General features: G+C 65.3%; 21 protein-coding genes. 5 read left to right on the top strand and 16 right to left on the bottom strand.

What is annotated here, in order from left to right; genetic code table 11:
- Positions 1-17: 17 nt before the first annotated feature.
- The 11 genes from QOU61_RS27090 to QOU61_RS27040 form a co-directional block, all read right to left on the bottom strand.
- Positions 18-1,325 carry an ABC transporter substrate-binding protein gene (locus tag QOU61_RS27090; RefSeq protein ID WP_289654276.1) on the bottom strand — a complete coding sequence of 436 codons (1,308 nt, stop codon included), beginning with the start codon at positions 1,323-1,325 and terminating at the stop codon, positions 18-20.
- 222 nt (positions 1,326-1,547) lie between these two features.
- Positions 1,548-2,537 (bottom strand): Bug family tripartite tricarboxylate transporter substrate binding protein, encoded by a 990-nt coding sequence (locus tag QOU61_RS27085; RefSeq protein WP_289654275.1) that lies wholly within the window; start codon positions 2,535-2,537, stop codon positions 1,548-1,550.
- A gap of 37 nt (positions 2,538-2,574) precedes the next feature.
- Entirely contained in the window at positions 2,575-3,258 is a 684-nt protein-coding gene (locus QOU61_RS27080) for a cyclase family protein (protein ID WP_289654274.1), read from the bottom strand.
- 112 nt (positions 3,259-3,370) lie between these two features.
- Positions 3,371-4,660, bottom strand: a complete 1,290-nt coding sequence (locus QOU61_RS27075) for a TRAP transporter large permease (RefSeq protein WP_289654273.1) — start codon at positions 4,658-4,660, stop codon at positions 3,371-3,373.
- A 17-nt stretch (positions 4,661-4,677) separates the two neighbouring features.
- Positions 4,678-5,193, bottom strand: a complete 516-nt coding sequence (locus QOU61_RS27070; RefSeq protein WP_289654272.1) for a TRAP transporter small permease — start codon at positions 5,191-5,193, stop codon at positions 4,678-4,680.
- 34 nt (positions 5,194-5,227) lie between these two features.
- Positions 5,228-6,217, bottom strand: coding sequence for a TRAP transporter substrate-binding protein (locus QOU61_RS27065; RefSeq protein WP_289654271.1), 990 nt, complete (start codon positions 6,215-6,217; stop codon positions 5,228-5,230).
- Positions 6,218-6,335: 118 nt separating this feature from the next.
- Positions 6,336-7,022 carry a GntR family transcriptional regulator gene (locus QOU61_RS27060; protein WP_354142545.1) on the bottom strand — a complete coding sequence of 229 codons (687 nt, stop codon included), beginning with the start codon at positions 7,020-7,022 and terminating at the stop codon, positions 6,336-6,338.
- A gap of 151 nt (positions 7,023-7,173) precedes the next feature.
- Complete coding sequence (locus tag QOU61_RS27055) at positions 7,174-7,890, bottom strand: molybdate ABC transporter substrate-binding protein (RefSeq protein ID WP_289654269.1); 717 nt, start codon at positions 7,888-7,890, stop codon at positions 7,174-7,176.
- A complete protein-coding gene (locus tag QOU61_RS27050) occupies positions 7,887-10,013 on the bottom strand; it encodes a xanthine dehydrogenase family protein molybdopterin-binding subunit (protein WP_289654268.1) in 2,127 nt (708 codons plus the stop codon). The genes QOU61_RS27055 and QOU61_RS27050 overlap by 4 nt, the downstream gene beginning before the upstream one ends.
- Positions 10,010-10,480, bottom strand: coding sequence for a (2Fe-2S)-binding protein (locus QOU61_RS27045; protein ID WP_289654267.1), 471 nt, complete (start codon positions 10,478-10,480; stop codon positions 10,010-10,012). The genes QOU61_RS27050 and QOU61_RS27045 overlap by 4 nt, the downstream gene beginning before the upstream one ends.
- Before the next feature lie 16 nt (positions 10,481-10,496).
- Positions 10,497-11,417 (bottom strand): tripartite tricarboxylate transporter substrate binding protein, encoded by a 921-nt coding sequence (locus QOU61_RS27040; protein WP_502876980.1) that lies wholly within the window; start codon positions 11,415-11,417, stop codon positions 10,497-10,499.
- Positions 11,418-11,602: 185 nt separating this feature from the next.
- Between QOU61_RS27040 and QOU61_RS27035 the strand changes: the two genes are divergently transcribed.
- The 4 genes from QOU61_RS27035 (at position 11,603) to QOU61_RS27020 (ending at position 16,478) form a co-directional block, all read left to right on the top strand.
- Positions 11,603-12,670 (top strand): extracellular solute-binding protein, encoded by a 1,068-nt coding sequence (locus QOU61_RS27035; protein WP_289654265.1) that lies wholly within the window; start codon positions 11,603-11,605, stop codon positions 12,668-12,670.
- A gap of 33 nt (positions 12,671-12,703) precedes the next feature.
- On the top strand, positions 12,704-13,456 hold the full coding sequence (fabG, locus tag QOU61_RS27030; protein ID WP_289654264.1) for a 3-oxoacyl-ACP reductase FabG: 753 nt from the start codon (positions 12,704-12,706) through the stop codon (positions 13,454-13,456).
- A 75-nt stretch (positions 13,457-13,531) separates the two neighbouring features.
- Positions 13,532-15,628, top strand: coding sequence for a molybdopterin oxidoreductase family protein (locus QOU61_RS27025; protein ID WP_289654263.1), 2,097 nt, complete (start codon positions 13,532-13,534; stop codon positions 15,626-15,628).
- A gap of 73 nt (positions 15,629-15,701) precedes the next feature.
- Positions 15,702-16,478 (top strand): enoyl-CoA hydratase/isomerase family protein, encoded by a 777-nt coding sequence (locus QOU61_RS27020; protein WP_289654262.1) that lies wholly within the window; start codon positions 15,702-15,704, stop codon positions 16,476-16,478.
- A 948-nt stretch (positions 16,479-17,426) separates the two neighbouring features.
- Here QOU61_RS27020 and QOU61_RS27015 read toward each other — a convergent pair.
- The 5 genes from QOU61_RS27015 to QOU61_RS26995 all read right to left on the bottom strand — a co-directional run bounded on the left by QOU61_RS27015 (position 17,427) and on the right by QOU61_RS26995 (position 22,894).
- Positions 17,427-17,780, bottom strand: coding sequence for a VOC family protein (locus QOU61_RS27015; protein ID WP_289654261.1), 354 nt, complete (start codon positions 17,778-17,780; stop codon positions 17,427-17,429).
- A gap of 43 nt (positions 17,781-17,823) precedes the next feature.
- Positions 17,824-18,498, bottom strand: coding sequence for a DUF2270 domain-containing protein (locus QOU61_RS27010; RefSeq protein ID WP_289654260.1), 675 nt, complete (start codon positions 18,496-18,498; stop codon positions 17,824-17,826).
- Between the two features lie 145 nt (positions 18,499-18,643).
- Positions 18,644-19,072, bottom strand: a complete 429-nt coding sequence (locus QOU61_RS27005) for a GlcG/HbpS family heme-binding protein (RefSeq protein WP_289654259.1) — start codon at positions 19,070-19,072, stop codon at positions 18,644-18,646.
- The gene (locus tag QOU61_RS27000; protein ID WP_289654258.1) at positions 19,065-22,040 is read right to left on the bottom strand and encodes an FAD-binding and (Fe-S)-binding domain-containing protein; all 2,976 of its coding nucleotides are present in this window, start codon (positions 22,038-22,040) and stop codon (positions 19,065-19,067) included. The genes QOU61_RS27005 and QOU61_RS27000 overlap by 8 nt, the downstream gene beginning before the upstream one ends.
- Positions 22,041-22,144: 104 nt before the next feature.
- Entirely contained in the window at positions 22,145-22,894 is a 750-nt protein-coding gene (locus tag QOU61_RS26995) for a GntR family transcriptional regulator (RefSeq protein ID WP_289654257.1), read from the bottom strand.
- A gap of 134 nt (positions 22,895-23,028) precedes the next feature.
- Here QOU61_RS26995 and QOU61_RS26990 point away from each other — a divergent pair, with 134 nt between their 5' ends.
- Entirely contained in the window at positions 23,029-24,228 is a 1,200-nt protein-coding gene (locus tag QOU61_RS26990) for a pyridoxal-phosphate-dependent aminotransferase family protein (protein WP_289654256.1), read from the top strand.
- The last annotated feature ends 5 nt before the right edge of the window (positions 24,229-24,233 follow it).

Genomic DNA, 24,233 nt, shown 5'->3' with positions numbered 1-24,233 from the left:
TGCACGTCAATCGCGCGTCAGTTGCATTTGGCTCCTTGCATGCCGCCCTTGATCCAGTCGATCGACTTCACACCAGCCGGCGGGTTGACGCATTCGGCCGGGAAATACTGGATGTCGACGAGGTCGACCCGCTTCAGGTCCGGATTGTACTTGGTGCGGCTGAAGGCGATCGGTTGGATCGCCTGGTGGCCGTCGGCGAGCTTCATCTGGATCAGGCCGCCCGGCGATTGCCATTCGAGCCCGGTCATTGCCGCGATCAGCTCGTCGGTCGACGGCTTCTTGCCGCCGTTCTTGGCCATCGCCTTTTCCACCGCCGTCTTCAGTCCGAGGATCGACTGCGCGATGCGATAGGCGGCCTGGACGGGGTAGATGCCGTTGGCGTTCTGGTAGCCCTTGAAGAACCAGTCGTTGATCGGCGATTTCTGCGACATCAGGCCATAGGCCCCACGCGCACCGATGATGGTGCCGTCGGGCATCTTGTCGCTGAGCGGCGGCAGCACATGGTCGGCGGCGCTCAGCACGAGCTGGCTGCGCTTGGGCAGGCCGCGCGGGGTCGCCTGCAGGATGAAGGCCTGCAGGTCGCCGCCCCACAGGCTCGAATAGACGACGTCGGATCCCGCGCTGACCAAGGCCGAGATCTCGGTGCCGTACTGGCCGGCGCCAAATTTCGGGAACAGGTCGGCTTGCAGCTTGGCGTCGGGGTAAAGCTGTCCGGCGGCGGCGAGGAAGTCGGCCCGGCTGTCCTGGCCCCAGGCGTAATCCTGGTTGATGGCGGAAAGCGTCGTCATCTTGACGCCCTTCGCCTTCATGTAACGGATGAGGCCGACATTATCCATCGTGGCATGCGCGGCGGTCCGGAACACGTAGTTGTACTTCGCTTCCTCGAAGATGCGCGGCGTGCCGCAATCCATCAGGATCAGCATCTTCTTCAGCTCTTCGGCGATCGGCGCCACCGCGAGGCAGTCGCCGGAACCGATATAGCCGAGCACGACGTCAACCTTGTCGCGTTCGTAGAGGTTGCGCAGTTCCTGCACCTGCTTGGTCGCGCCGCCGTTCTCGTCGATGACGACAGGTTCGATCTTCATGCCGCCGAACCCGACCTTGTCGTAGGGGGTGGGCGCCGCGCCCTTGTTCAATTCCTCGACCACGAACTGGCCGCCGTTGCGCGCCGGCACGCCAAAGCTCTCGGCCGCCGGCCCGGACAGGAACGTTACGACGCCCAGCTTGAAAGTATCTTCCGCCGAGGCGGGTGCGGTCAGCGCGACAGGAACAACGATGGTTGCCGCAACGAGCGCAGCGCGCCGGATCCGCCGGATGTGATCCATGGTTTCCTCCCCTTGATCTTTCGGCGGCAGTGCCGCCCGGCGCGCCGGTTGCTCCGGCGTCGGTTGTCGGGGAGTTTAAGCGGGCTTTTGCCGCGCGTCTATGGAGGGAGCGCACGGGAAGATTCCGGCCGGACCGGTGTTAATGCCTGTTCCTCCGGGAGGCGGCGCGCACGACAGCCGCACGACAGCTGGGCGTGCGAGAGGGTTAGCGCCCGGCGCGGTTCAGACCGGCTGGATCCCGGCTTTTGCGATGATGTCGCGCCATTTCGGCACTTCATCCTCAATACGCTTCTTCATCCCGGCAGGGCCGTTGGCGAGCACCTCGAAGCCGTCATTGCGGAGCTGTTCCGAAATCTTCGGCGTCTTGAGGATCTGGATCGACTTGTCCGCGAGCACCTCGATGATGGCAGGGGGTGTCCTGGCTGGCGCCAGAAAGCCCTGGAATGTGTCGGAGAGGAAATCCTTATAACCGAGCTCGACCATGGTCGGAACGTCGGGCAGGTCGAACCAGCGGTGCGGACCCGTGACCGCGAGCGCCTTGAGCGCGCCGGCCTCGATATGCGGATGCGCCGGCGGCAGTGCGGCGAACGCCACCTGGGTGGTGTGGCTCAGGATCGCCTGGATCGCAGGCCCTGCGCCGGAAAACGGCACATGAGTGAGGTTGACCCCGCAGACCAGCTTGAACAGCTCGCCGGACAGATGCGGCGTGGTGCCGATGCCGGGGCTCGCATAGTTCAGCTCGTTCGGGTTGGCTTTCGCGCGGGCGATCAGATCAGCGATCGAATTTATTCGCAAGCCGGGATCGACCAGGATCACGTTGGGCGAGGTGCCGAGCTCGGCGACCGGCGCAAAGTCCTTGTAGGGGTCGTACGGAATTTTCGAATAGAGGCCGGGATTGACGACATAGGCCGAGGAGGTGATCAGGAGCGTGTGGCCGTCGGCGTCCGCATGCGCGGCTATGCCAATGCCGATATTGCCGCCTGCGCCGGGGCGGTTCTCGACAACGACGGTGCCGGGCAGCGCTTCACCGAGATGGGTGGCGAGCACCCGCGCCATGATGTCGGTCGGGCCGGCAGGCGCAAACGGCACGATGATCCTGATCGGCCGCTCCGGATAGCCTGCCGCTTTTGCGCCTCTCATGCCGAGGCCGCAGACGGCGGTTGCACCCAAGACGAGGCCGGCCCTGCGCAGGAAGGCGCGACGCGATCGCATGGGCTGTTCGTTGTTTTGCCGAACCAAGTGGTTCTCCTTACAGGCCGAATACGGCGACGGCGCGGATCGGCGAAGCCGTGCCCTCCCGCCATTTCAGGGGCAGGCCGATGAAGGTGAAGGAGCCCTGGCCGAGCAGGGCCTCGAGATTGCACAGGCTCTCGATATGGGTGATGTCGAGGTCGAGGCAGGCCTTGTGGACCAGCAGGTTGACGTCGCCTTCGGGGCCGGGCCGCATCGAGTCGATGCCGAAATGCACGATGCCTTGTCCCGCGAGCCATTCGGTCGCCGCGACGTTCACGCCGGAATTGTCGGTCGCATATTCCTTGCGCGGAAAGGTGCGCGCGTGATGGCCGGTGCATAGCAGCACGGTGCCGCCCTTCGGCACCGCGACGCCGGCTTTCGCCACGGCGGCCTCGATATCCGCGGGCGCAATTTCCGCGCGCGGCGGGATATGCCGCAGGTCGAGGCAGATGCCCGGCACGATGCATTTTTCCAGCGGATATTCGTTGATCGGAATGCCGCGCGGGCCGAAATGCCGGGGCGCATCGATATGCGTGCCGCCATGGTCGGCCATCGAGAGGAACATCGATGCCAGGCCCCAGACCCTGGATTCGGCGAGCGCCTCCTCGTGGCTCTTCCACATCCCGTGGATAATCGGCGGATGGCCGGGATAGCTCGGCGTGCGGTGATAGAGCTCGCGGCTCAGGTCGACGATTTTCACGTGGTTATTTTCACCTTGTTGAGCGCCTTCTGGACGGGCGATCGGCGAGGGACGTTTCCCGGACCCATGCTGGCGCGTTTTGCCGCCTTGTTCAAGCAGCCGCAATCGCACCTCAGCGCAGGATGTGCTGCGGCAGCCAGAGCGAGATCTCGGGCAGGTAGGTGACCGCCATCAGCACCAGGAACATCACCGCATAGAACGGCCAGATTTTCCGCATCACCTGCTCGATGGTGACCTTGCCGACGGCGCAGCCCACGAACAGGATCGCGCCGACCGGCGGATGGCACAGCCCGATGCCGAGGTTGAGCAGCATGATCATGCCGAAATGAACCGGGTTGACGCCGAAATTTTGCATGACAGGAAGCAGGATCGGCGTCGCGATCAGGATCGAGGGCGCCATGTCGACCAGCGTGCCGAGCACCAGCAGCAGGATGTTGATCAGGAACAGGATGACGTATTTGTTGCTGGAGATCGACAGGAAGAAGGCCGTCATCTTCGCCGGCATCTGCGTCAGCGCCATGATGTAGCCGACGCTGGAGGCGCATGCGATCAGCGTCATCACCATCGCGACCGTGCGCAGCGTGCGATGCAGCAGCACCGGCAGGTCGCGCCAGCGATAGTCGCGGTAGATGAACATCGTGACGAAGAATGCCCACACGCACGCCACGGCGCCGGCTTCGATTGCGGTGAAAATGCCGCCCAGAATGCCGCCGAGGATGATGACGAGCGTGATCAGCCCCCAGGCGGCATCGATGGTGATCCGGACCGCATCCTTCATCGGCACGCTCTGGCCGCGCGGGTGGCTCTCGCGGTAGGCGACGACGAGGCAGAGAATGATCAGCGAGAGCCCGAGCAGCAGGCCGGGAAACACGCCAGCCATGAACAGCGCGCTGATCGAGATCGTGCCGCCGGTCGCGAGCGAATAGAGCACCGCATTGTGGCTCGGCGGCACCAGCAGCGCCTGCACCGAGGAGGTGATGGTCAGGTTGGTCGCGAACACCCGCGGATAGCCGGTCCGCTCCATCTGCGGGATCATCACCGAGCCGATCGCGGAGGTATCGGCCACCGCGGAGCCGGAAATGCCGCTCAAGAACGTCGTCGCCAGCACATTGACGATGGAAAGCCCGCCGCGCAGGCGGGTGAAGCCGACCAGCACGTCGGCGAAAGCCACCAGCCGCCGCGCCATGCCGCCCTCCGCCATGATCGCGCCCGCGAGCACGAAGAACGGGATCGTGAGCATCGCGACCTTGCTGACGCCGTCGGAAATTTTCAGCATCAAGGCTTCGAGCGGAATGCCGATCGAAAGCGCGCCGGCGATCGCGGCCATCGCCAGCGAATAGGCGATCGGCATGCCGATCAGGAAGCAGACCAGCATGGTGCCGAGCAGGACGAGGATATCCATATCCGCCTCTTAATTCCTCATTCGAATGGCGCGGCTTCCTGCCGGTGCGCGATCGGATCCGGTGGAAGGCCAAGCAGCACGCGCTCGATGACGAACAGCAGCAGGCAGACGCCGCCGATCGGGATCGGCAAATAGGTGACGCCGACCGACAGGAACGGAAAATCGGCGATGGTATTGTGCCATGTCACCTCGACCAGCCGCTCGCCCCAGACGATCATGAAGGTCGCGATCAGCGCCATCAGGAGCTGGACCACGAGATCGAGCAGCGCCCGCCACGGCTTGGGCAGCTTGTCGGCGAAATAGGAGATGTTCATGTGCAGGTTGAGCCGGTAGGCGGCCGCCGCTCCGATGAAGGTCAGCACGATCGTGAGCAGCACGGCGAGCGGCTCGGGCCAGGAAGCGGCGCTGTTGAGCACATAGCGGGTGAAGACCGCCCAGGGGATGATCGCGGAGATCAGGACAAAGGCTGCGACTCCAACCACCACGCAGGCGAGATAGAGCGCATCCATCATCCGGCGGAACAGGGCGGCCATTGCTCGGATTCCTACTTGCCTTGGAGACGTCCGCTCAGATCGCCTGGATGCGCGTGATCATGTCCTTGTATTTCGGTCCGTATTTGTCCCACACCGGCTTCACCGCGTTCTGGAACGGTGCCTTGTCGGCGATCTCGGTGATCTCGCAGCCGGCTGCCTTGGCTTTCTCCATCGCCTGCTGCTCGTACTTCTTCCAGAGCTCGCGCTCCTCCATCTGCGCCTCGCGGGCGAACTTCCTGATCAGGTTCTGGTCGTCGGGCGACAGCGAAGCCCACGCGCGTTTCGAGAACACCAGGACTTCGGGAATGACGAGGTGCTCGGTCAGCGAGAAATATTTCGCCGCCGTGTAGTGGTTGCTGAACACATAGCTCGGCGGGTTGTTCTCGGCGCCGTCGATCACGCCGGTCTGCAGCGCGCTGAACACCTGGTCGTAGCCCATCGCCACGCCGTTGCCGCCGAGCGCGTTCATCATGTCGATGAAGATCGGATTGCCGATCACGCGGAATTTCAGTCCCTTGATGTCGTCGATCGACTTCACCGGCTTCTTGGTGTTGTAGAGGCTGCGTGCGCCGGCATCCATCCAGCACAGCGCAACGAGATTGGCATTGGCGTTGGCGGTGATCTTGTCGAGGAGCTCCTCACCGATCGGGCCGTCCATCATCTTTTCGGCCTGCGCCATGCTCTTGAACAGGAAGGGCATGTTGACGACGTTGATGTCGTCGACGATCGGTCCGAGCGAGCCTGCGCTGACGCGCAGGATCTGGATGGCGCCGATCTGGGTCTGCTCGATGGTTTCCTTTTCGCCGCCAAGCTGCATCGAGGGATACATCTGCACCGAGAGCCGCCCGCCGGTCGCGGCCTCGAGCTTCTTGCCGAGGTTTTCGGTCGCGACCACGGTCGGATAGCCGGCGGGCTGCACGTCGGAAGCCTTGAAGATGGCCTTGGCCTGCGCGAAAGCCGGCTGCGGCAGGGTCGCCGCTGCGGCGCCGAACGCGCCAAGCTTGATGAAATCACGGCGTTTCATGGACATCCTCCCGGCCATTCATTTTGTAGTTGCATTGTTTCAAGACATTCCGCGGCGAGCAATCAGGACTTGCGCGACTTCTCGACGATCTCGCGGCTCGCTGCCGCGTCTTCACCTGTCAGCCTGGCTTGTCGAAAAACTCCGGATTGGTGTGCTGGGTCGCGGAAATGTCCTGGAGCAGCCGCTCCAGGTGGCTCGCCATCGCATGGACTGCAGCGGCGGGGTCGTGCGCCTCGATGGCGTCCAGGACCGCCTTGTGCTCGACGATGACCTGCGACATCCGGCCGATCAGGGGCAGCGTGAGCTGGCGATAGCGATCGACATGGACCTTCACCTGTTGGATCAGGGTCCAGATCCCCGGATAGCCGCCGACCTCGGCGATGGTGGCGTGAAATGTCTCGTCCGCCTGGTGAAAGGCGTCACGGTCGCGCGCGGCATCGGCTTCGCGCTGACGTTCCAGGATCGAGTGCAGGTTCAGGATCTGGCTTGCGGTGGCGCGCTCGGCCGCGAGACGGGACGTGGTTTCCTCCAGCGCCTTGCGGATGATGATGGCTTCGGGAAGCGCGGCGAGCGGGATGCGCGAGACGAAGATGCCCGATTGCGGAAAGATCTCGACCAGGCCTTCATCGGCGAGCTTCAGGATCGCCTCGCGCACCGGCGTGCGGCTGACGCCATAGGCGAGCGCGATCTCGGCCTCCGAAATGGCTTCGCCCGGGCGTCGCCGCAGCGTTACCAGTTCGCCGCGCAGCTCGGCATAGATCCGGGACGCTGCGGTCGCCCCACGCGGGCGGCCGTTGCGGCGGATGCGCGCTGCGTCGCGGGGCGCGGCCTCGATCTTTTTGCTCGGGCGTGCGGGCATGCTTGCTCTCTCAAGTAATATATTAGTATATGAATTCGGCGCTGATGGCAAACAAGGCTTGGCGCCCGCCCACCGGCCTGACGCAACTGAGCCGCTCTTAAGGCCGTCGGCCTTCCGCATCGATGAAGCCGGCGCGGGCGCGAGCCTCGCGTGCTTCAGCGCTGGTCAGGAGCGAAATCAGGGCCTGCGCCTCGCGCGGATGCGCTGCGTTCGCCGTGATGCCGGCGGTGTAGATCGTCCTGAGCTCGCATCCCGGGGGCAGCGAACCCGAGAGCGTAACGCCTTCCGTTGCGATGATCTCGGTTGCCTGCGTGCAGCCAATGGGGTGCTTCGCGTCGGAGGAGGCCAGCGCGCGCATCGCGGTCGCACCGTTCGGATGGATTTTCAGGCGCGAGGCCACCGCATCGGCAATGCCGAGCCGCGCCAGCACCTTTGCGACGTGAATTCCAGCGGTCGACGCCTCGGTGTCGGGTACGTAGATCGCATCTGAAGCGAGCAGCGCTTCGCGAAGCTCGGGGGCGCTCGTGATCCGCACCTTCGGGTCGCGCGCGCGCACCGCAATCGCGGTCTCGACCACGCCGACATCCGCAATGGACGCGGCAGCGACCAGCCCTTCTTCGGCAAGCCGCGTCACCAGCGGCTCCGTCAAAATGACGAGATCGGTCGGCGTGCCCTTTCGCAGCTTGTCGGCCATTGCGCCGACCGCGCCGAATTCGCCGGCGATGGTGAAGCCGTTTTTCGTCTTGAACTGCGGCGCAAGGCCGGTGACGAGGCCCTGCGCCGCACCGCCGCTCAGGATGTTCAGGGATGTCATGAGGCAAGCTCCATGGCCGCGATCAGATTGTCGCGGGTGATCGGCAGGCTGCGGACGCGCAGGCCAAGGCAATCGAACACGGCGTTCGCTATTGCCGCGGTGACCGGACCATGCGCCGCTTCGCCGGCGCCGACCGGCTCGATCTCCGGACGCTGGATCACCTCGACCACAACGTCCGGGACCTCGCTGAAGCGCAGGATGGGATAGTCCGTCCAGGACCGGCTGGTGATGTGGGCGCGATCGAACCGCACGCGCTCCTTCAAGACCCAGCTCACCGCCTGGATCGCGCCGCCTTCGATCTGGTTGGCGACGCCATCGGGATTGACGGCTTCACCGACGTCGGTGGCAATCCACAGCCGCCGGACGCGGATCTCTTCGTCGCCTTCGACCTCGGCAATCGCGGCGCAATAGGCGCCGGTGTTTTTGTAACGGGCGAAGCCGATGCCGTGGCCGACATTCGGCCGCCTCGAAGGCTTCCATTGCGCGCGCGTCGCGGCGGCGCGGATCACGTCGCGGGCGCGCGCATCCGACAGGTGTCGCAGGCGGAACGCGATCGGGTCCTCGCCGCGTTCAGCCGCGATCTCATCGATGAAGGATTCGATCGCGAACACGTTTCCTTGCGCGCCCAGCGTGCGCAGCGCCGAAGTGCGCACTGGCATGGTGGTGAGGCGGTGACATTCGATCGTCCACGATGGAAAGTCATAGAGCGGGATCGCGTTGCGATCGGCGCCGCCGCCATTGGCCTGCGGCGGATTGGACGAGATCATCCGCGGGAACGGATTTTCCAGCTCGAAGGCGGCAAGCAGCGCGGGCTGGCTCGCGCGTCCGGGACGGGCGGTATGGCCGTTGCTCCAGATCGCATGCCGCCAGTCGACGATCTCGCCTCGCGCATCGAGATCGGCCTCGATCTCGATCGCCATGGCCGCGCCGAATGGCGCGTGCGTCATCTCGTCGGCGCGCGACCATTGCACGCGCACCGGGCGTCCGTTCGCAGCTCTTGCCAGCAGCACGGCGTCGAGCGCGACATCGTCGGCGCCGTTGTGGCCGTAGCAGCCGGCGCCTTCCACGTGCTCGACCGTGATGCACTCGAGAGCAATCTTGAGGACCAGCGCGAGGTCGGCGCGGAGGAAATAGACGCCCTGGCTGTGGGTCCAGACATGGACGTGATCGCCGTCCCATTGCGCAATCGCGCAGGACGGGGCGACCGAGCCGTGCGCGAGGTAGGGCCGGGTATATTGCCGGCGGATGGTTCGCCGTTTCTCGCCCGGCCTTGTGGGCGTCCTCGCATCGATCACGCTCGACTGCACCGGCTGGGCTTTGAGGAACGCCGCCAGATCATTCTCATCCGGAAGCGCTTCGCCATCGGTCCAGCTGGCGCCGGCATGAAGCGCCTTCAGCGCTGCGTCGGCGGCAGCTTCCGTCTCAGAGATGACGCCGGCAAAGCTGCCGTCGCGCACGATCGCGACGAACCCCTCCGTCGCACGCGCGCGGGCGTCGTGCAGCTCGGCGAGTTTTGCGCGCGAGTGCTCCGGCCGCAGCACCCGGCCGTGCAGCAGGCCGGGCAAGGTGACATCATGGATGAAGCGCGGCTTCGCAAACACCTTGTCGGGAATGTCGAGGCGCGGGATCGACTGTCCCGCCACGTTGCGCCGCGCTGCCGCCTTCGGTCGCGCTTGCATGGACGCGTCGCGATCGAGCGAAACGGCGTCAGCGAGCTCCCAATAGCTGGTCTGTACATTGCCGGGACCGGAGATCGTGCCGTCCTTGACGTCGAGGGCGTCGGGCGGGACGCCGAGCCGTTCGGCGGCCGCGTTGACGAAGAGGCGGCGCACCTCGGCGCAGGCCTGCCGGATCGCACGACCCGACTGCTGGATCGACAGGCTGCCGGAGGTGACGCCCTCATTCGGACTGCCCGCGGTCGAGGCGCGGACCAGCCGTATGCGCGCGAGATCGACGTCGAGCTCGTCGGCCGCGATCTGCGCCAGCGCCGTGACGATGCCCTGGCCGATCTCGACCTTGCCGGGCGACAGCGTCACCTCGCCCTCGGTAGAGAATCTCAGCCACGACGACAGCCTTGGATTGGCGGCGAGGCTCACCGGCAATTTTGGCGCGGCGTCGCTCATGGCGTTGCCATCTCCGCGGCGGCGCGCAGCACCGCGCGAACGATCCGATTATGTGCGCCGCAGCGGCAGAGGTTGCGGTCGAGCGCGGCGCGCACCTCGGCGTCGGTGGGCGCGGGGGTTTGCTTCAAAAGCGCCGCGGCGCTCATCAATATGCCCGCGATGCAATAGCCGCATTGCATCGCCTGCTCCGCAATGAAGGCGCGCTGCAACGGATGCGGCCGCTCGGAATTGCCGAGTCCCTCGAGCGTGGTGACGGCCTTGCCCGCCACCGCCCATAGCGGCAGGTCGCAGGAGGTCACCGCCCGATCGCCAACCAGCACATGGCAGGCGCCGCACTCGCCGGAGCCGCAGCCGAAACGCGGCCCAACCAGGCCGAGCCGCCCGCGCAAGATGTCGAGCAGCAGGGAATCCGGATCGGCCTCGATCTCGGTCTCCTTGCCATTGAGGCGGAAGCGAATGCCGGGCATTGCGATCCCCGAACCTTTACGGCTTCTCGAACTTCTTCACGACATTGGCCCATTTCACGATATCTGCACGCAGGAACTTGTCGAACTCCTCGGGCGACATCGACATCGCAACGGCACCCTGGTCGGTCCACAGCTTGACGATGTCGGGTCGCTTCACCGCCTCGCTCACGGCGGCGTTGAGCTTGTCGATGATGGGCTTCGGTGTGCCCGCGGGCGCCATCAGGCCGAGCCAGATGGTGGCCTCATAGCCCGCGACGCCGGCCTCGGTCGCGGTGGGTACATCCGGCAGCACGCTCGAGCGTTCCTTGCCCGTCGTGGCGAGCGCGCGCACCTGCTTCTCGCCGATGTTCGGCGCCATCGTGGTGACGGCATCGATCATCATCTGGACCTGGCCGCCGATCACGCCGGAGCGCGCCTCGCCACTGTTGCGATAGGGCACGTGCACGACGTCGATGCCGGCCATGGTTTTGAACAGCTCGCCCGCCATGTGGTAGGGCGTGCCCTGGCCGGAGGAGGCGTAGTTGAGCTTTCCGGGCTGCGCCTTGGCGAGCGCGATGAATTCGGCCAGGGTCTTCGCCGGCACCTGCGGGTTCACGACGATGACGAGGTCGGAATAGTTCACCGGGGCGATCGGCGCGAGGTCGCGCATCAATTCATACTTGCGCTGCGGCACCAGCGATTCGTTCGCCGTCTGGGTGTTCGACATCATCAGGAGCGTATAGCCGTCCGGCGGCGACTTGGCGGCCTCCAGCGTTCCGATCACGCCGCCGGCGCCGGTACGGTTCTCGATGACGAAGGGCTGGCCGAACTTTTCCTGCAGGATGTTGCCGATCAGCCGCGCCGTGACGTCGGCGGGCCCCCCGGCGCCGAAGGGAACGACGATGCGCACCGGCCGCGCCGGATAGTCGTCAGCATGCAAAGGCGAGCCCGCGAACATTGCGGCGACGATCCCCGCCAGCGCTACCGCACCCTTCCAGCCTGCCATGGCCGCTCCCTCAAATGTCGTTCGTGTTGCGCGGCAATCTAGCGGCGTGCGGCAGGGCCTGTCGACGTAAGACTAGATGCGCGGGGCCGGAATACGGGATAGCCTTTGGTGTATCTCTGATCGCAATGGACCAGCCGATGAAACACCGCAACCTCTCGCGTCGCCACGTCCTTAAAGGCGCTGGCGTGCTGCTCGCAGGCTCCGCGCTCTCGACCCGCGTGATGGCCGCGGCGCCGCCGGCGGAGGCGGTGACGCCTGATCTGATCGCGGCGGCGAAGAAGGAAGGCAAGGTCATCTACTACACCTCGACCGATCTGCCGGTCGCCGAGAAGATGGCCAAGGCCTTCGAGGCGAAATATCCGGACATAGCGGTCCGGGTCGAGCGCACCGGGGCCGAGCGCGTGTTCCAGCGCATCGGCCAGGAATATGCCTCCAACATCCATGCCGTCGACGTCGTGAACTCGTCGGATGCCGCGCATTTCGTGGTCTGGAAGCGCGACGGCATCCTCGCGCCTTATGTCCCCGAGGAGGTCGCCCAATTCTATCCGGCCGAGCATCGCGACGCGGACGGCCAGTTCGCGAGCTTCCGCGTGTTCCTGTCGATCATCGCCTACAACACCAGCCTGGTGAAGGCGGAGGAGGCGCCAAAGAGCTTCGCCGACCTGCTCGATCCCAGATGGAAGGGCAAGATCGTCAAGGGGCACCCCGGCTACAGCGGCACCATCATGACCGCGACCTATCAGATGCAGCGCGATCTCGGCTGGAGCTTTTTCGAGCAGCTTGCGAAGCAGAATGTGATGCAGGTGCAGTCCTCGACCGATCCGCCGAAGAAGCTCGATCTTGGCGAGCGCGCCGTGATGGCCGACGGCAACGAGTACAACATCTTCCAGATGAAGGAGGCCGGCCGGTCGGTCGAGCCGGTCTACGCGACCGAGGGCTCGCCGCTGATCGTCGGCCCCAACGGCATCTTCAAGGCCGCGCCCAACCCCAACGCGGCAAAACTGTTCCAGGCGTTCTGTCTCGGCCGCGAGGCCCAGCAGCTCATCATCGATGTCGGCGGGCTGCGCTCGGTGCATGCGCAAACCCAGGAGAGGGCCGGTCGCAAGCCGCTGAAGGAGATCAAGACCATGAAGGACGATCCGGCCGCGGTGGAGCGGGAAGGCGAGGCGATCAAGACGCGCTATTCCAAGATCTTTCACGTCTGATCGGTGCACCGGGCGTGACGTGGAAGGGAGCGCATGACCAGGGAACTCGAGGGAAAGGCCGCCATCGTCACTGGCGCGGGGCGCAATATCGGCCGTGCCATCGCGCTTGCGCTGGCCGAAGGCGGCGCGGCGGTGCTCATCAATGCGCGCAGCAACCGCAGCGAGGCTGACAGCGCCGCCCGCGAGATCACCGCTGCGGGCGGCAGGGCGGTGGTCCATATCGGCGACGTCGCCGATTCCAAGGCCGTGCAGCTGATGGCGGACGCGGCGTTGCAGGCTTTCGGCCGGATTGACATCCTCGTCAACAACGCGGCGCTGCGGCGCGAGAAGCCCTTTGCCGAGATGGATCATGTCGAGTGGAGGGAAATCCTCGACGTAACCCTTGATGGCGCCTTCCACTGTGCCAAGGCCTGCCTTGCTGCGTTGCGCGAATCCGGCGCCGGCACGATCATCAATATCGGGGGCCTCAGCGCCCATACCGGCGCCAAAGACCGCGCCCATGTCGTCACTGCCAAGGCGGGCCTCGTCGGCTTCACCCGCGCGCTCGCCAATGACCTCGCCTCTGACGGCATCACGGTCAATTGCGTTGTTCCCGGCCTGATCGGCACGCCACGCCCGAAGGGCCAGCCGGAACCGGCGCATCACGCCACCCATCGGACGCTCACCGGCGAGCGCGGCCGGCCCGAGGACATCGCCGCCGTCGTGCGATTCCTGGCGGGGCCCGCCGCGCGCTACATCACGGGGCAGGCGATCCACAGCAATGGCGGGGCTTATTTCGGCGCATAGTATTGCGTCAATTTCGCATGAATGGACGGATAAAGGCGCTCGGCGCATCCGGTTTTTGATGCTACCAATCTCGCCATGAACCAGCACGCCAAGGTCGAGATCCGCCACTCCACCTGTCCGCACGACTGTCCGTCGGCCTGCGCACTCGATGTCGAGGTGATCGGCGGCCAAAGCATCGGCCGCGTGCGCGGCTCCAAGCAGCAGACCTACACGGCGGGCGTCGTCTGCGCCAAGGTCGCGCGCTATGCCGAGCGCATCCACCATCCGGATCGTGTGATCCATCCGCTGCGCCGCATCGGGCCGAAGGGCTCCGGGCAGTTTGCGCGGATCTCGTGGGACGAGGCGCTGGACGAGATCGGCGAGCGCTTCAACCAGGCCGAGCGCGAGTTCGGCGCGGAGTCGGTGTGGCCCTATTATTACGCCGGCACGATGGGCATCGTGATGCGCGACGGCATCAACCGCCTTGCCCATGTCAAGAAGTACTCGCGCTTCTATTCGACCATCTGCGCCAACGTCGCCCGCATCGGCTTTGCCATCGGCACCGGCAAGATCGCCGGCGCCGACCCGCGCGAGATGGGCGTCTCCGACCTCGTGGTGATCTGGGGCACCAACCCCGTCAACACCCAGGTCAATGTGATGACGCATGCCTCGCGGGCGCGCAAGGAGCGCGGCGCCAGGATCGCGGCGGTCGACGTCTACAACAACGAGACCATGAAGCAGGCTGACATCAAGATCATCCTGCGGCCGGGCACCGACGGCGCATTCGCCTGCGGCGTGATGCATGTGCTGTTCCGCGACGGCTATGCCGACCGCGCCTACATGGACAAGTACACCGACTGTCCCGGCGAGCTCGAGGCGCACCTGAAGTCGCGGACGCCGGAATGGGCATCGAACATCTGCGGCGTGCCGGTCGCCGAGATCGAGGCCTTTGCCCGCGCGGTCGGCGAGACCAGGCGCACCTTCTTCCGGCTCGGCTACGGTTTCACCCGCAGCCGCAACGGCGCTGCGCAGATGCACGCCGCGCTCTGCATCCCCGCCGTGACCGGCGCCTGGCAGTATGAAGGCGGCGGCGCCTTCTTCAACAATTACGCGCTCTGGCATTTCAACGAGTCCATCATCGAGGGTCACGACGCGATCGACCGCACGACCCGCGTGATGGATCAATCCAAGATCGGCCGCATCCTCACCGGCGATGCCGAAGCCCTGCGCGGCGGCGGCCCGGTCAAGGCGATGCTGATCCAGAACACCAATCCGATGACGGTAGCGCCCGAGCAGGGGCTGGTGCGGCAGGGATTCGCGCGAGAGGACCTGTTCATGGTCGTACATGAGCAGTTCATGACCGAGACCGCGCAAATGGCCGACATCGTGCTGCCGGCAACCATGTTCATGGAGCACGACGACCTCTATTACGGCGGCGGCCATCAGCACATCTCGGTGGGTGCCAAGCTGATCGACGCGCCCGGCGAATGCCGCTCCAATCACGAGGTGCTGCAGGAAATTGCGCGCCGCGTCGGCGCTGACCATCGCGGCTTCGACATGACGCCGCGCGAATTGATCGACGCCACGCTCAAGCTTTCCGGCCATGGCGACATCGAAAAGCTCGAAGCCGATCTGTGGCGCGACCTGCAGCCGGATTTCCGGACCTCGCATTATCTCGACGGCTTTGCGCATGCCGACAGGAAGTTCCATTTCAAGGCGGACTGGGCGCATCCGCCGTTCGGCCTCATGATGGGCGATGTCGACAAGATGCCCGCGCTGCCCGACCACTGGGCTGTCATCGAGCAGGCCGACGCGACGCATCCGTTCCGCCTCGCCACCAGTCCCTCGCGCAGCTTTCTCAACACCACCTTCAACGAGACGCCGTCGTCGCAGGCGCGTGAGGGCAGGGCGTCCGTGATGATTCACCCGCTCGATGCCGCCGCGCTTGGCATTGCCGAGGGCGACGCCGTCACGCTGGGCAACACGCGCGGCGAGACCACGCTGATCGCGACCCTGTTCGATGGCGTGCGGCGCGGCGTGCTGATCGCGGAATCGATCCACCCGAACAAGGACCATATCGGCGGCCGGGGTATCAACATGCTGACCGGCGCCGAAGCCGTGGCGCCGATCGGCGGCGCCGCGTTCCACGACAACAAGGTCTGGGTGAAGAAGGCCGCGCCGCTCCCCGTCTAAATCCTGCTTGCGCTTCCTGGCGATCCCGTCGCAAATGCTTTCCAGGAAGCATTGCTGAGAGGCGAGCACGGCCATGACCGACAGCGTGATACGCGAAAAGCGCGGGCAGGCGTTCTGGATCACCATCAACCGGCCGGACAAGCGCAACGCGCTCAACGGCGAGGTCATCGCGGGCATCGCGCGCGGCTATCGCGAGGCCCATGACGACAAGGAGGTCCGCGTCATCGTGCTGACCGGCGCGGGCGACAAGGCGTTCTGCGCCGGCGCCGACCTGCAGAATTCCGGCGCCGCCTTCGCGATGGACCTGTCGAAGCCGAACGCCGACTACGCCGATCTGTTGCGGCTGTCGCAGAGCGCCACAAAACCCGCGATCGCGCGGGTCGGCGGCGTCTGCATGGCCGGCGGCATGGGGCTTCTCTGCATGACCGACATGGCGGTCGCGGCCGAGAACGTGATCTTCGGCCTGCCCGAGGTGAAGGTCGGCGTGTTCCCGATGCAGGTCCTGAGCCTGTTGCAGCGGATCGCGCCGCCGCGGCTCATCAACGAGTGGGCGCTGACCGGCGAGCCGTTCGACGCCAAGGCGGCGCTCGCCGCCGGGCTGCTCAATTACGTCGTGCCGGCAGCCGAGCTCGACGCCAAAATCGACTGGCTGATCGGCCGCATCGTCGACAAGTCGCCGACCGCGATCCGGCGCGGCAAATACGCCATGCGCGCGATCGCCGCGATGTCGTTCGATGAGAGCATCGCCTACACCGAAAGCCAGATCGCGATCATGGCCATGACCGAGGACGCCAAGGAGGGGCTGAAGGCCTTTGCCGAGAAGCGCAAGCCGGTCTGGCCGGGGAAGTAGCGGCGCTCGCCGCGGCTAATACCCTCCCCTGGAGGGGGAGGGTCGATCGCGAATGCAATGAGCGATCGGGGTGGGGTGATCTTTCGCGCGCCAGGTTCACCCCACCCCGGCTCGCATCTCGCTTCGCTCGATGCTTCGCCGACCCTCCCCCTCCAGGGGAGGGTGAAGAGAAGTGTGTCGCTCCCGATTCAGTTTTCAAACAGCGCGGCTATCACTGCGAGGAGCGATAGCGACGAAGCAATCCATGATGTCGCGAGCGTTGCTTTCTGGATTGCTTCGCGGAGCTTGTCATGGGGGGGGCGCATTCGCGCGACCCGTTGGCTCGCAATGACGTCGTGAGGCACGCCTCTGCATTCCCGCGGCGCGTTTCTTGCCCGGGTCTTGCGAAAATCATGTCCCTCGGAAGCGAGAGGGCGCAGGGAAAGCCGGGTGCCGACTGCACCCGCAGCCTCGTATGCGAAGTGAGAAAAGCATACGAGTTAGTCACCACAGGTTCAGCCAGATCAACGCCGGCTTTCCCCGCGCGAATGGTTTGAACGGGTTCCTTCGTGCTCTCCCCGGTGAGCGGGCTTTCTTGCCACCGTCGTCGGCAGATCATCATCCACCAACTTAGCGCCAGCGTCGCGGCGCCAGGACCACACGACTTCGCCGTACGCGTCAGCATCACTCGTCAGTTGATGCCAAAGCGTCCATCGCATCCCGCGCCCAACGTTTCGTGACGATCGCGAAGCGCCCCTCTGGTGGGTGCGGAACGCGCCGATTGAAGCCACTGATTTGCCCGACGCAACAAGCGGAATATTTTTGGCGAGAGGACTGGACGACCCAAATCACGTTGAATCTGCGGAAGAATCTGACTTTTACGCGCAGGCGGTTTTCGCGCGTTCAGCCACTCGCGAGCCACGAGAAGCCGGCAAACCGTAGCTGATTTGCCTGTCGGGCAAATCAGTTTCACTGCAACGGCCGTGCAAAACTGAGCTCGTGGCCATCGGGATCGGTCAAATGAAAGTAGCGCTCGCCCCATTCTGCGTCGCGCGGCACGGTCGAGGGCTTGTGCCCGGCCTTGAGCGCCGTCTGGTAGAGCGCATCGACATCGCTGACGTAGAAGATGGTACGCCCCCACCACGACCAGCGCTTGTCGTCGCCTTGCGCGATCAGGTTGAGATAGCCGGGACCTGCGCGAAAGCTGGTGAAGGAGGAGCGTTCGCCGCCGTGCAGCATCTCGAACCCGAGCGAGACGTAAAAGCGCACCGCGCGCTGCATGTCGTGGGTGGCGAGCGTCACGGCGCTGATGCTTTCGATCATTCCGCAACCTCGAATGTCTGCGCCACGCACCGCCGGCTGACGATCAGCCCATCGCGCTTGCACCCGTCCGATGGACGTGTGCACGCCGATCGGCCCAATAGGTGCCGATCGCAAGGGCGATCCAGCAGAGATTGTAGAGGAGGCCGCAAGCCAGCACGACCCAACCAGGAATCGGTCCGATCGCGGCGCGCTCGACGTATTCGCCAAAATGGTTTGCGACATGCGGATGGATCGCAAGCTTGCCGAAATAGGCGGTCGTTTGAATCGCGATGACCCAGATATAGGTGCGCCGGACACGGCGTCCGGCGGCGCGAACGAAGCTGATATGGTGCCGCGGATGCAGGTAGTCGTCCGCGAGAATCGTTCGCCAGCCGGTATCGTCGTCCCGCTGGCCATTCAGCATCTGCGCGTAGAAATGCGTTTCCATGAAGCGCGCCCGCGCCCGCCAGACGTTGAAGTAGCGGTAGCGGCGCGCCTCGAGTCCGAGAAAGACCGCAAGCAGCATGCCGATCAGGATGAGCGGCAACGCCGACGCCTCCGGCGAGGAGAACGTCGAGGACAGCGCGATGCCCATGGTCACGATCGACCAGTTGGTCGTGTTGTCGAGGCGGGTGCGCCAGATCGTGCTGCGATAGATCTCGCCGCGATAGAGGTGGGCGATCGCACCCAGCTCCGCCGGGTTCAGCTCTTGAAGATGGCCTTCTGCAACCTTGAGCATGGCGAGAACCCCTCGAGACCGGATCGAGAATTCTCAAGATCGTGTCGTTGGGCGCGCGGACGCTTGCGCCTCGCGCGGATGCTAGCACAACTCGGCTGCGTTTCGCCAATGATGGGTGGCGCGCGGGCGGACCCTCGCGCCGCCCCTATCCCGGGTTGGCCTTCAGGCCGGCGGCCTCGATGCCGGCGATCGCGCAGGCCTCGTCATTGTCGGAGGTGTCGCCGGAGATGCCGACCGCGCCCAACAGCGTCGTGCCGTCCATGATCAGCACGCCGCCGGGTACCGGCACCAGGCGACCCTGGGCGAGCTCGTTTGCGGCGCTCACGAAATAGGCCTGCTCCTGCGCGCGCTGGAACAGGGCGCGGGAGCCCATGCCCATGGCGAGCGCGCCATAGGCCTTGCCGTTGGCGATGTCGAACCGCATCAGGCTGGTGCCGTCCTGCGCCGCGGCAGCTTTCACGCAGCCGCGCGCATCGAGAACGACGACGCAAAGCGGCTTCAGCTTCTTGTCGGCGCTCTTCGCAAGCGCGGCATCGAGGATCTTGCGGGCGGCGTCGAGGGTGAGTTCAGCCATGGATGGTTTCCTTTGCAAGGGGAGAGGATGTGGATTTTGCGCGGTCGAGGCTCATCGCCAGCACGCGCGCGACGTGGAGCGCCTCACGCGCCGCGCCGTCCTTGATCTGGTGCCGGCAGGAGGTGCCGTCGGCGACCACAAGCGTTTCGCCGTCGGCACGGCGCACCGCAGGGAGCAGGGAGAGTTCGGCCATCTCGATCGAGGCCTCAAAGGTGTCGGCGCCATAGCCGAAGGCGCCCGCCATGCCGCAGCAGCTCGATTCGATGGTCTCGACTGCAAGCTCCGGCACCAGCCGCAGCGCCTTTTCGACCGGCTTGAACGCGCCGAAGGACTTCTGGTGGCAATGGCCGTGAACCAGCGCCTTCGCCTTGAGCGCTCCGAGCGGCAGCTTCAACCGTCCGGCCTCCGCCTCGCGCACCAGGAATTCCTCGAAGGTGAGCGCATGCGCGCTGATCGTCTTCGCGGTGTTGTCCGATCGCAGCGACAAGAGTTCGTCGCGCAGCGTCAAGAGGCAGCTCGGCTCAAGGCCAACGATCGGCACGCCGCGCGCGGCAAAGGGCGCGTAAGTTCCAACCAGCCGGTCGAGCTCGGCGCGCGCCTCGTCGACCAGCCCCGCCGAGAAGAAGGTGCGTCCGCAGCAGAGTGGGCGCGGTCCGCCATCGACCGGTTTCGGCATGTGCACGCGATAGCCGCCCTCGACCAGCACGCGCAGCGCCGCATCGAGGTTTTCACGCTCATAGATGCGATTGAAGGTGTCGGCGAACAGCACGACCTCGCGGCCGTCGGGCTTGCCGAAGACGTCGGCCCGGGTGCGGAAGGTGTCGCGCCGGAACGCGGGCAGCGCGCGCTTGGCGCTGATGCCGGCGAAGCGCTCGAACAGGCGGCGGAGCACGGGGCTGTTGTTGCGCAGATTGGCAATGAAGGCGAAGCGCGCGGCCAAATCCGCATAGCGCGGCAAATAGCCGACCAGGCGATCTCTCAAGGAGAGCCCATGGCTTGCGGCGCGCGCCGCCAGCACCTCGATCTTCATTTTGGCCATGTCGACGCCGACGGGACATTCGTGCCGGCAGGCCTTGCAGGACACGCAGAGCTTCAGCGTCTCCATCGTCGCGTCCGAGGTGAGCGCGTCGGGCCCGAGCTGGCCGGAGATCGCCAGCCGCAGCGTGTTGGCCCGGCCGCGTGTGACGTCCTTCTCGTCGCGGGTGGCGCGGAAAGACGGGCACATCACGCCGCCCTCGAGCTTGCGGCAGGTGCCGTTGTTGTTGCACATCTCGACCGCGCCCTGGAAGCCGCCGCCGGCGCCCGGATAGGCCGACCAGTCGAGCACGGTCTTGAGTTCGCCAACGCGATAGGTGGGCGCGTAGCGGAACAGCGCGCGGTCGTCCATCTTGGGCGGATCGACGATCTTGCCGGGGTTCAGCGTATTGTCCGGATCGAAGTGATGTTTCACCTCGCGGAAATCGGCGATGATGCGGCTGCCGAACATCGGCTCGTGGAATTCCGAGCGCACGAGGCCGTCGCCATGCTCGCCGGAATGCGAGCCCTTGTAGTCGCGCACCATCGCGAACACCTCTTCGGCGATGGCGCGCATCGCCTTGACGTCTTTCTCCAGCTTCAGGTTCAGCACCGGGCGCACATGCAGGCAGCCTTCGGAGGCGTGCGCATACATGGTGCCGCGGGTGCCGTGCCTGGCGAAGATCGCGTTCAGCCGCTCGGTGTAGTCGGCAAGGTGCGGCAGCGGCACCGCGCAGTCCTCGACGAAGGAGACCGGCTTGCCATCGTCCTTCATCGACATCATCACGTTGAGGCCGGCGGCGCGGAAGTCCGCAATCGCCGCCTGCAGGGGCGCGTCCGTGATCTCGACCACGCCGCCCCATTTGCGCGGCGGATTGTTCCAGGAGAAGCCGAGATCGCTCATCAGCTCGGCGAGCTGCTTCAGGCGGCCAAGATTCTCGGCCTGGTCTTCTTCTGCGAATTCCACCAGCAGGAGCGCATCGGGATCGCCGCGGACGGCAGCCGCGATGGTCGGCTGGAACATCGCGATGTCGCGGCCGAGCGCGATCATGGTGCGGTCGACCAGCTCGACCGCGATCGGCTTCAGCTTCACCAGATGCTGGGTCGCATCCATCGCCTCGTAGAAGCTGCCGAAATGGCACACGCCGAGCACCCGGTTGCGGATGATCGGCCATAGTTTCAGCTCGACCTGCGTGGTGAAGGCGAGCGTGCCCTCCGAGCCGACCAGAAGATGCGCCATGTTGTTCGGCGTGTTGCGGGGCGTGAGCGCATCGAGGTTGTAGCCGCCGACCCGGCGCTGCACCTTGGGAAACTTTTCGACGATCTCGGCCGCCTCGCGCTCGCCGAGATCGAGCATGTCACGGAACAGCGCCCGTCCGTTCTCCGGCGCCGCGACGCCGGCGAGATCGCGCGGGACCTCGCCGAAGCGGAGCAGCGTGCCGTCCGCCAGCGCCGCCTGCATCGAGATCGTGTTGTCGCGCATCGTGCCGTAGCGCAAGGAGCGGCCGCCGCAGGAATTGTTGCCGGCCATGCCGCCGATGGTGGCGCGCGAGGCGGTGGAGACGTCGACCGGGAACCACAGGCCGTGCTTCCTCAGCTGCCGGTTGAGGTCGTCGAGCACGACGCCGGGCTCGACCACGCAAGTCCGGTTCTCGACATCGAGCGACAGCAGCCGGTTCAGGTGTTTCGAGAAGTCGACGACAATGCCGTCATTGATGGTCTGGCCGCATTGCGAGGTGCCGCCGCCGCGCGGGGTGACGATCCGGTGCTCGTCGCGCGCGATTGCAAGCGTCTGCAGCGCCTCGTCCATGGTGCGGGGAACCACCACGCCTGCCGGCATGATCTGGTAGAACGAGGCATCGGTCGCGTAGCGGCCGCGGCTGAAGGCGTCGAACAGCACCTCACCCGTGATGTTCGATCGCAAGCGGCGCTCGAGCGTTGATGCATTCTTCATCGGTGGTCCAGACGTGATCGGGCAGGGGGCCTTGATACCCCGCGGCAAACGATATGCAATCTACTTTCCAAGGGCGCGCATTGTGAATGCAAATTTGCCGGGGGCTAGCCTTCGGCGGCCGCAGCCGGGGCTGCGCCACCCCGCACCTCGGCCAGATGCTCCACCGCGGCGGCGCGCTTGTTGCGCAGGTGCTGGAACAGGATGTCGGCAAGCTCGCTTCCCGCGCGGCGGCGCAGTGCGTCCAGGATCGCCTCGTGCTCGCGCATCGCCTCGGCCCAGCGCTGCCGCTTGCGGGCGAAATTGGCCGAATAGCGTACGCGGCGGATCCGCCCTGCGAAGTTGGCATAGGCCGCGCGCAGCGCCTCGTTGCGCGAGGCTGCCACGATCCGCTCATGGATGCGCTGGTTGGCCAGGAAATAATTGTGCATGTCGCGGTGCAGGTAATAGCCGTACATCTCGTAGTGCTGGCGCTCGATCTCGGCGATTTCCTCATCGGTGATGGCTTCGCAGGCGAGCCGTCCGGCAAGGCTTTCGAGCCCCGCCATCACATCGAACAGTTCCTCGAGATCGCGCGGGGAGAGCTGACGGACCCGCGCGCCGCGATTGGGCAGCAGCTCGATCAGGCCCTCGGCGGCGAGCACCTTGAGCGCCTCCCGCAAGGGCGTGCGGGAAATCCCGAACATTTCGCAGAGCTGCCGCTCGGGGATGCGCGCCCCGTCCGGAATGTTGCCTTCGACCACGTGGTCGCGCAGCCGGGAGAGGATCTCGCCATGGAGCGAAGCCTCGCCGCGCTCGGCGCCCGCGTCAGTCAGCTTGCCGATCGGCGTGCCTTGTTCGGGAATCGTCGATTTCATGAAGGCAACAATAGTAAGGGGAACCCTGGTGGTCGATGTTCCATTGTGAATTCAAAATAGAGGATTGCCAAGCTTTAAAATGAATGCAAAATGTCCGTCAACTGATCCACAGCGCCGACCGTTCGGAGGTTACCATGGGCCAAGGACGCCATTTTCTGCAGATTCCGGGGCCGAGCCCGGTCCCCGACCGCGTTCTCCGCGCCATGGATATGCCTGTCATCGACCACCGCAGCCCTGACTTCGGCGAGCTTGGGCGCGCGGTGCTGGCGGGCTGCCAGAAGATTTTCCAGACCCAGGGGCCGGTCATGATCTTCCCGTCGTCCGGGACGGGCGCCTGGGAAGCCGCGATCGTCAACACGCTCTCGCCGGGCGACAGGGTGCTGATGGTGGAGACCGGCCACTTCGCCACCCTGTGGCGCAACATGGCCGCGCGCTGGGGCATCGAGGTCGATTTTCTTCCCGGCGACTGGCGCCGCGGCGCCGATCCGGCTGCGGTCGAAGCGAAGCTCGCGGAGGACAAGGCACACGCGATCAAGGCGGTGATGGTCGTCCACAACGAAACCTCGACCGGTGCGACCAGCCGGATCAGCGAGATCCGCGCCGCCATGGATCGCCTCGGCCATCCCGCGCTTCTGATGGTCGATACGATTTCCTCGCTCGGGTCGGTCGACTACCGGCACGACGAGTGGAAAGTCGACGTCAGCGTCAGCTGCTCGCAAAAGGGTTTCATGCTGCCGCCGGGCCTCGGCTTCAACGCGATCTCGCAAAAGGCGCGCGATGCCGCGAAGACCAACAAGATGCCGCGTTCCTATTGGGATTGGGAGGAGATGCTCAAGCCCAACGTGAACGGCTTCTTCCCCTATACGCCGGCGACCAACCTGCTTTACGGCCTGCGCGAGGCGATCGCGATGCTCCTGGAGGAGGGGCTTGCCAACGTATTCGCCCGTCATCGGCGGCTTGCCGCGGCGACCCGGGCTGCCGTCACGCATTGGGGCCTCGAAGTGCTTTGCCAGGAGCCGAAGGACTTTTCGCCGGTTCTCACCGCCGTGCTGATGCCGCCGGGCCATGACGCGGATCAGTTCCGCAAAGTCGTGCTCGACAACTACAACATGTCGCTCGGGTCCGGCCTGTCGAAGGTCGCAGGCAAGGTGTTCCGCATCGGGCATCTCGGTGAATGCAACGAGCTGACCCTGCTCGGTGCGCTGACCGGTGTCGAGATGGGCCTGTCGGTCGCCGGCATTCCGCACCGCGCGGGCGGCGTCGCGGCTGCGATGAAGCTTTTGGAAGAGCGCACGCAGGACAACGCGGCTTCGCATCTCAAGATCGTCAGCTAGCAAAT

It is taken from the genome of Bradyrhizobium sp. NP1 (genome assembly GCF_030378205.1).
Classification (GTDB): Bacteria; Pseudomonadota; Alphaproteobacteria; order Rhizobiales; family Xanthobacteraceae; genus Bradyrhizobium.
Note: the sequence above shows the minus strand (reverse complement) of the source record. Positions and strands in the feature narration are given on the sequence as shown.

Coding starts and splice junctions, on each gene's coding strand:
- QOU61_RS27065 (WP_289654271.1), bottom strand. CDS start 6,217: ATGAAACGCCGTGATTTCATCAAGCTTGGCGCGTTCGGCGCCGCAGCG.
- QOU61_RS27050 (WP_289654268.1), bottom strand. CDS start 10,013: ATGAGCGACGCCGCGCCAAAATTGCCGGTGAGCCTCGCCGCCAATCCA.
- QOU61_RS27090 (WP_289654276.1), bottom strand. CDS start 1,325: ATGGATCACATCCGGCGGATCCGGCGCGCTGCGCTCGTTGCGGCAACC.
- QOU61_RS27010 (WP_289654260.1), bottom strand. CDS start 18,498: ATGCTCAAGGTTGCAGAAGGCCATCTTCAAGAGCTGAACCCGGCGGAG.
- QOU61_RS27035 (WP_289654265.1), top strand. CDS start 11,603: ATGAAACACCGCAACCTCTCGCGTCGCCACGTCCTTAAAGGCGCTGGC.
- QOU61_RS27000 (WP_289654258.1), bottom strand. CDS start 22,040: ATGAAGAATGCATCAACGCTCGAGCGCCGCTTGCGATCGAACATCACG.
- QOU61_RS27070 (WP_289654272.1), bottom strand. CDS start 5,193: ATGGCCGCCCTGTTCCGCCGGATGATGGATGCGCTCTATCTCGCCTGC.
- QOU61_RS26995 (WP_289654257.1), bottom strand. CDS start 22,894: ATGAAATCGACGATTCCCGAACAAGGCACGCCGATCGGCAAGCTGACT.
- QOU61_RS27075 (WP_289654273.1), bottom strand. CDS start 4,660: ATGGATATCCTCGTCCTGCTCGGCACCATGCTGGTCTGCTTCCTGATC.
- QOU61_RS27020 (WP_289654262.1), top strand. CDS start 15,702: ATGACCGACAGCGTGATACGCGAAAAGCGCGGGCAGGCGTTCTGGATC.
- QOU61_RS27055 (WP_289654269.1), bottom strand. CDS start 7,890: ATGACATCCCTGAACATCCTGAGCGGCGGTGCGGCGCAGGGCCTCGTC.
- QOU61_RS27015 (WP_289654261.1), bottom strand. CDS start 17,780: ATGATCGAAAGCATCAGCGCCGTGACGCTCGCCACCCACGACATGCAG.
- QOU61_RS27040 (WP_502876980.1), bottom strand. CDS start 11,417: ATGTTCGCGGGCTCGCCTTTGCATGCTGACGACTATCCGGCGCGGCCG.
- QOU61_RS27085 (WP_289654275.1), bottom strand. CDS start 2,537: ATGCGATCGCGTCGCGCCTTCCTGCGCAGGGCCGGCCTCGTCTTGGGT.
- QOU61_RS26990 (WP_289654256.1), top strand. CDS start 23,029: ATGGGCCAAGGACGCCATTTTCTGCAGATTCCGGGGCCGAGCCCGGTC.
- QOU61_RS27045 (WP_289654267.1), bottom strand. CDS start 10,480: ATGCCCGGCATTCGCTTCCGCCTCAATGGCAAGGAGACCGAGATCGAG.
- QOU61_RS27005 (WP_289654259.1), bottom strand. CDS start 19,072: ATGGCTGAACTCACCCTCGACGCCGCCCGCAAGATCCTCGATGCCGCG.
- fabG (WP_289654264.1), top strand. CDS start 12,704: ATGACCAGGGAACTCGAGGGAAAGGCCGCCATCGTCACTGGCGCGGGG.
- QOU61_RS27025 (WP_289654263.1), top strand. CDS start 13,532: ATGAACCAGCACGCCAAGGTCGAGATCCGCCACTCCACCTGTCCGCAC.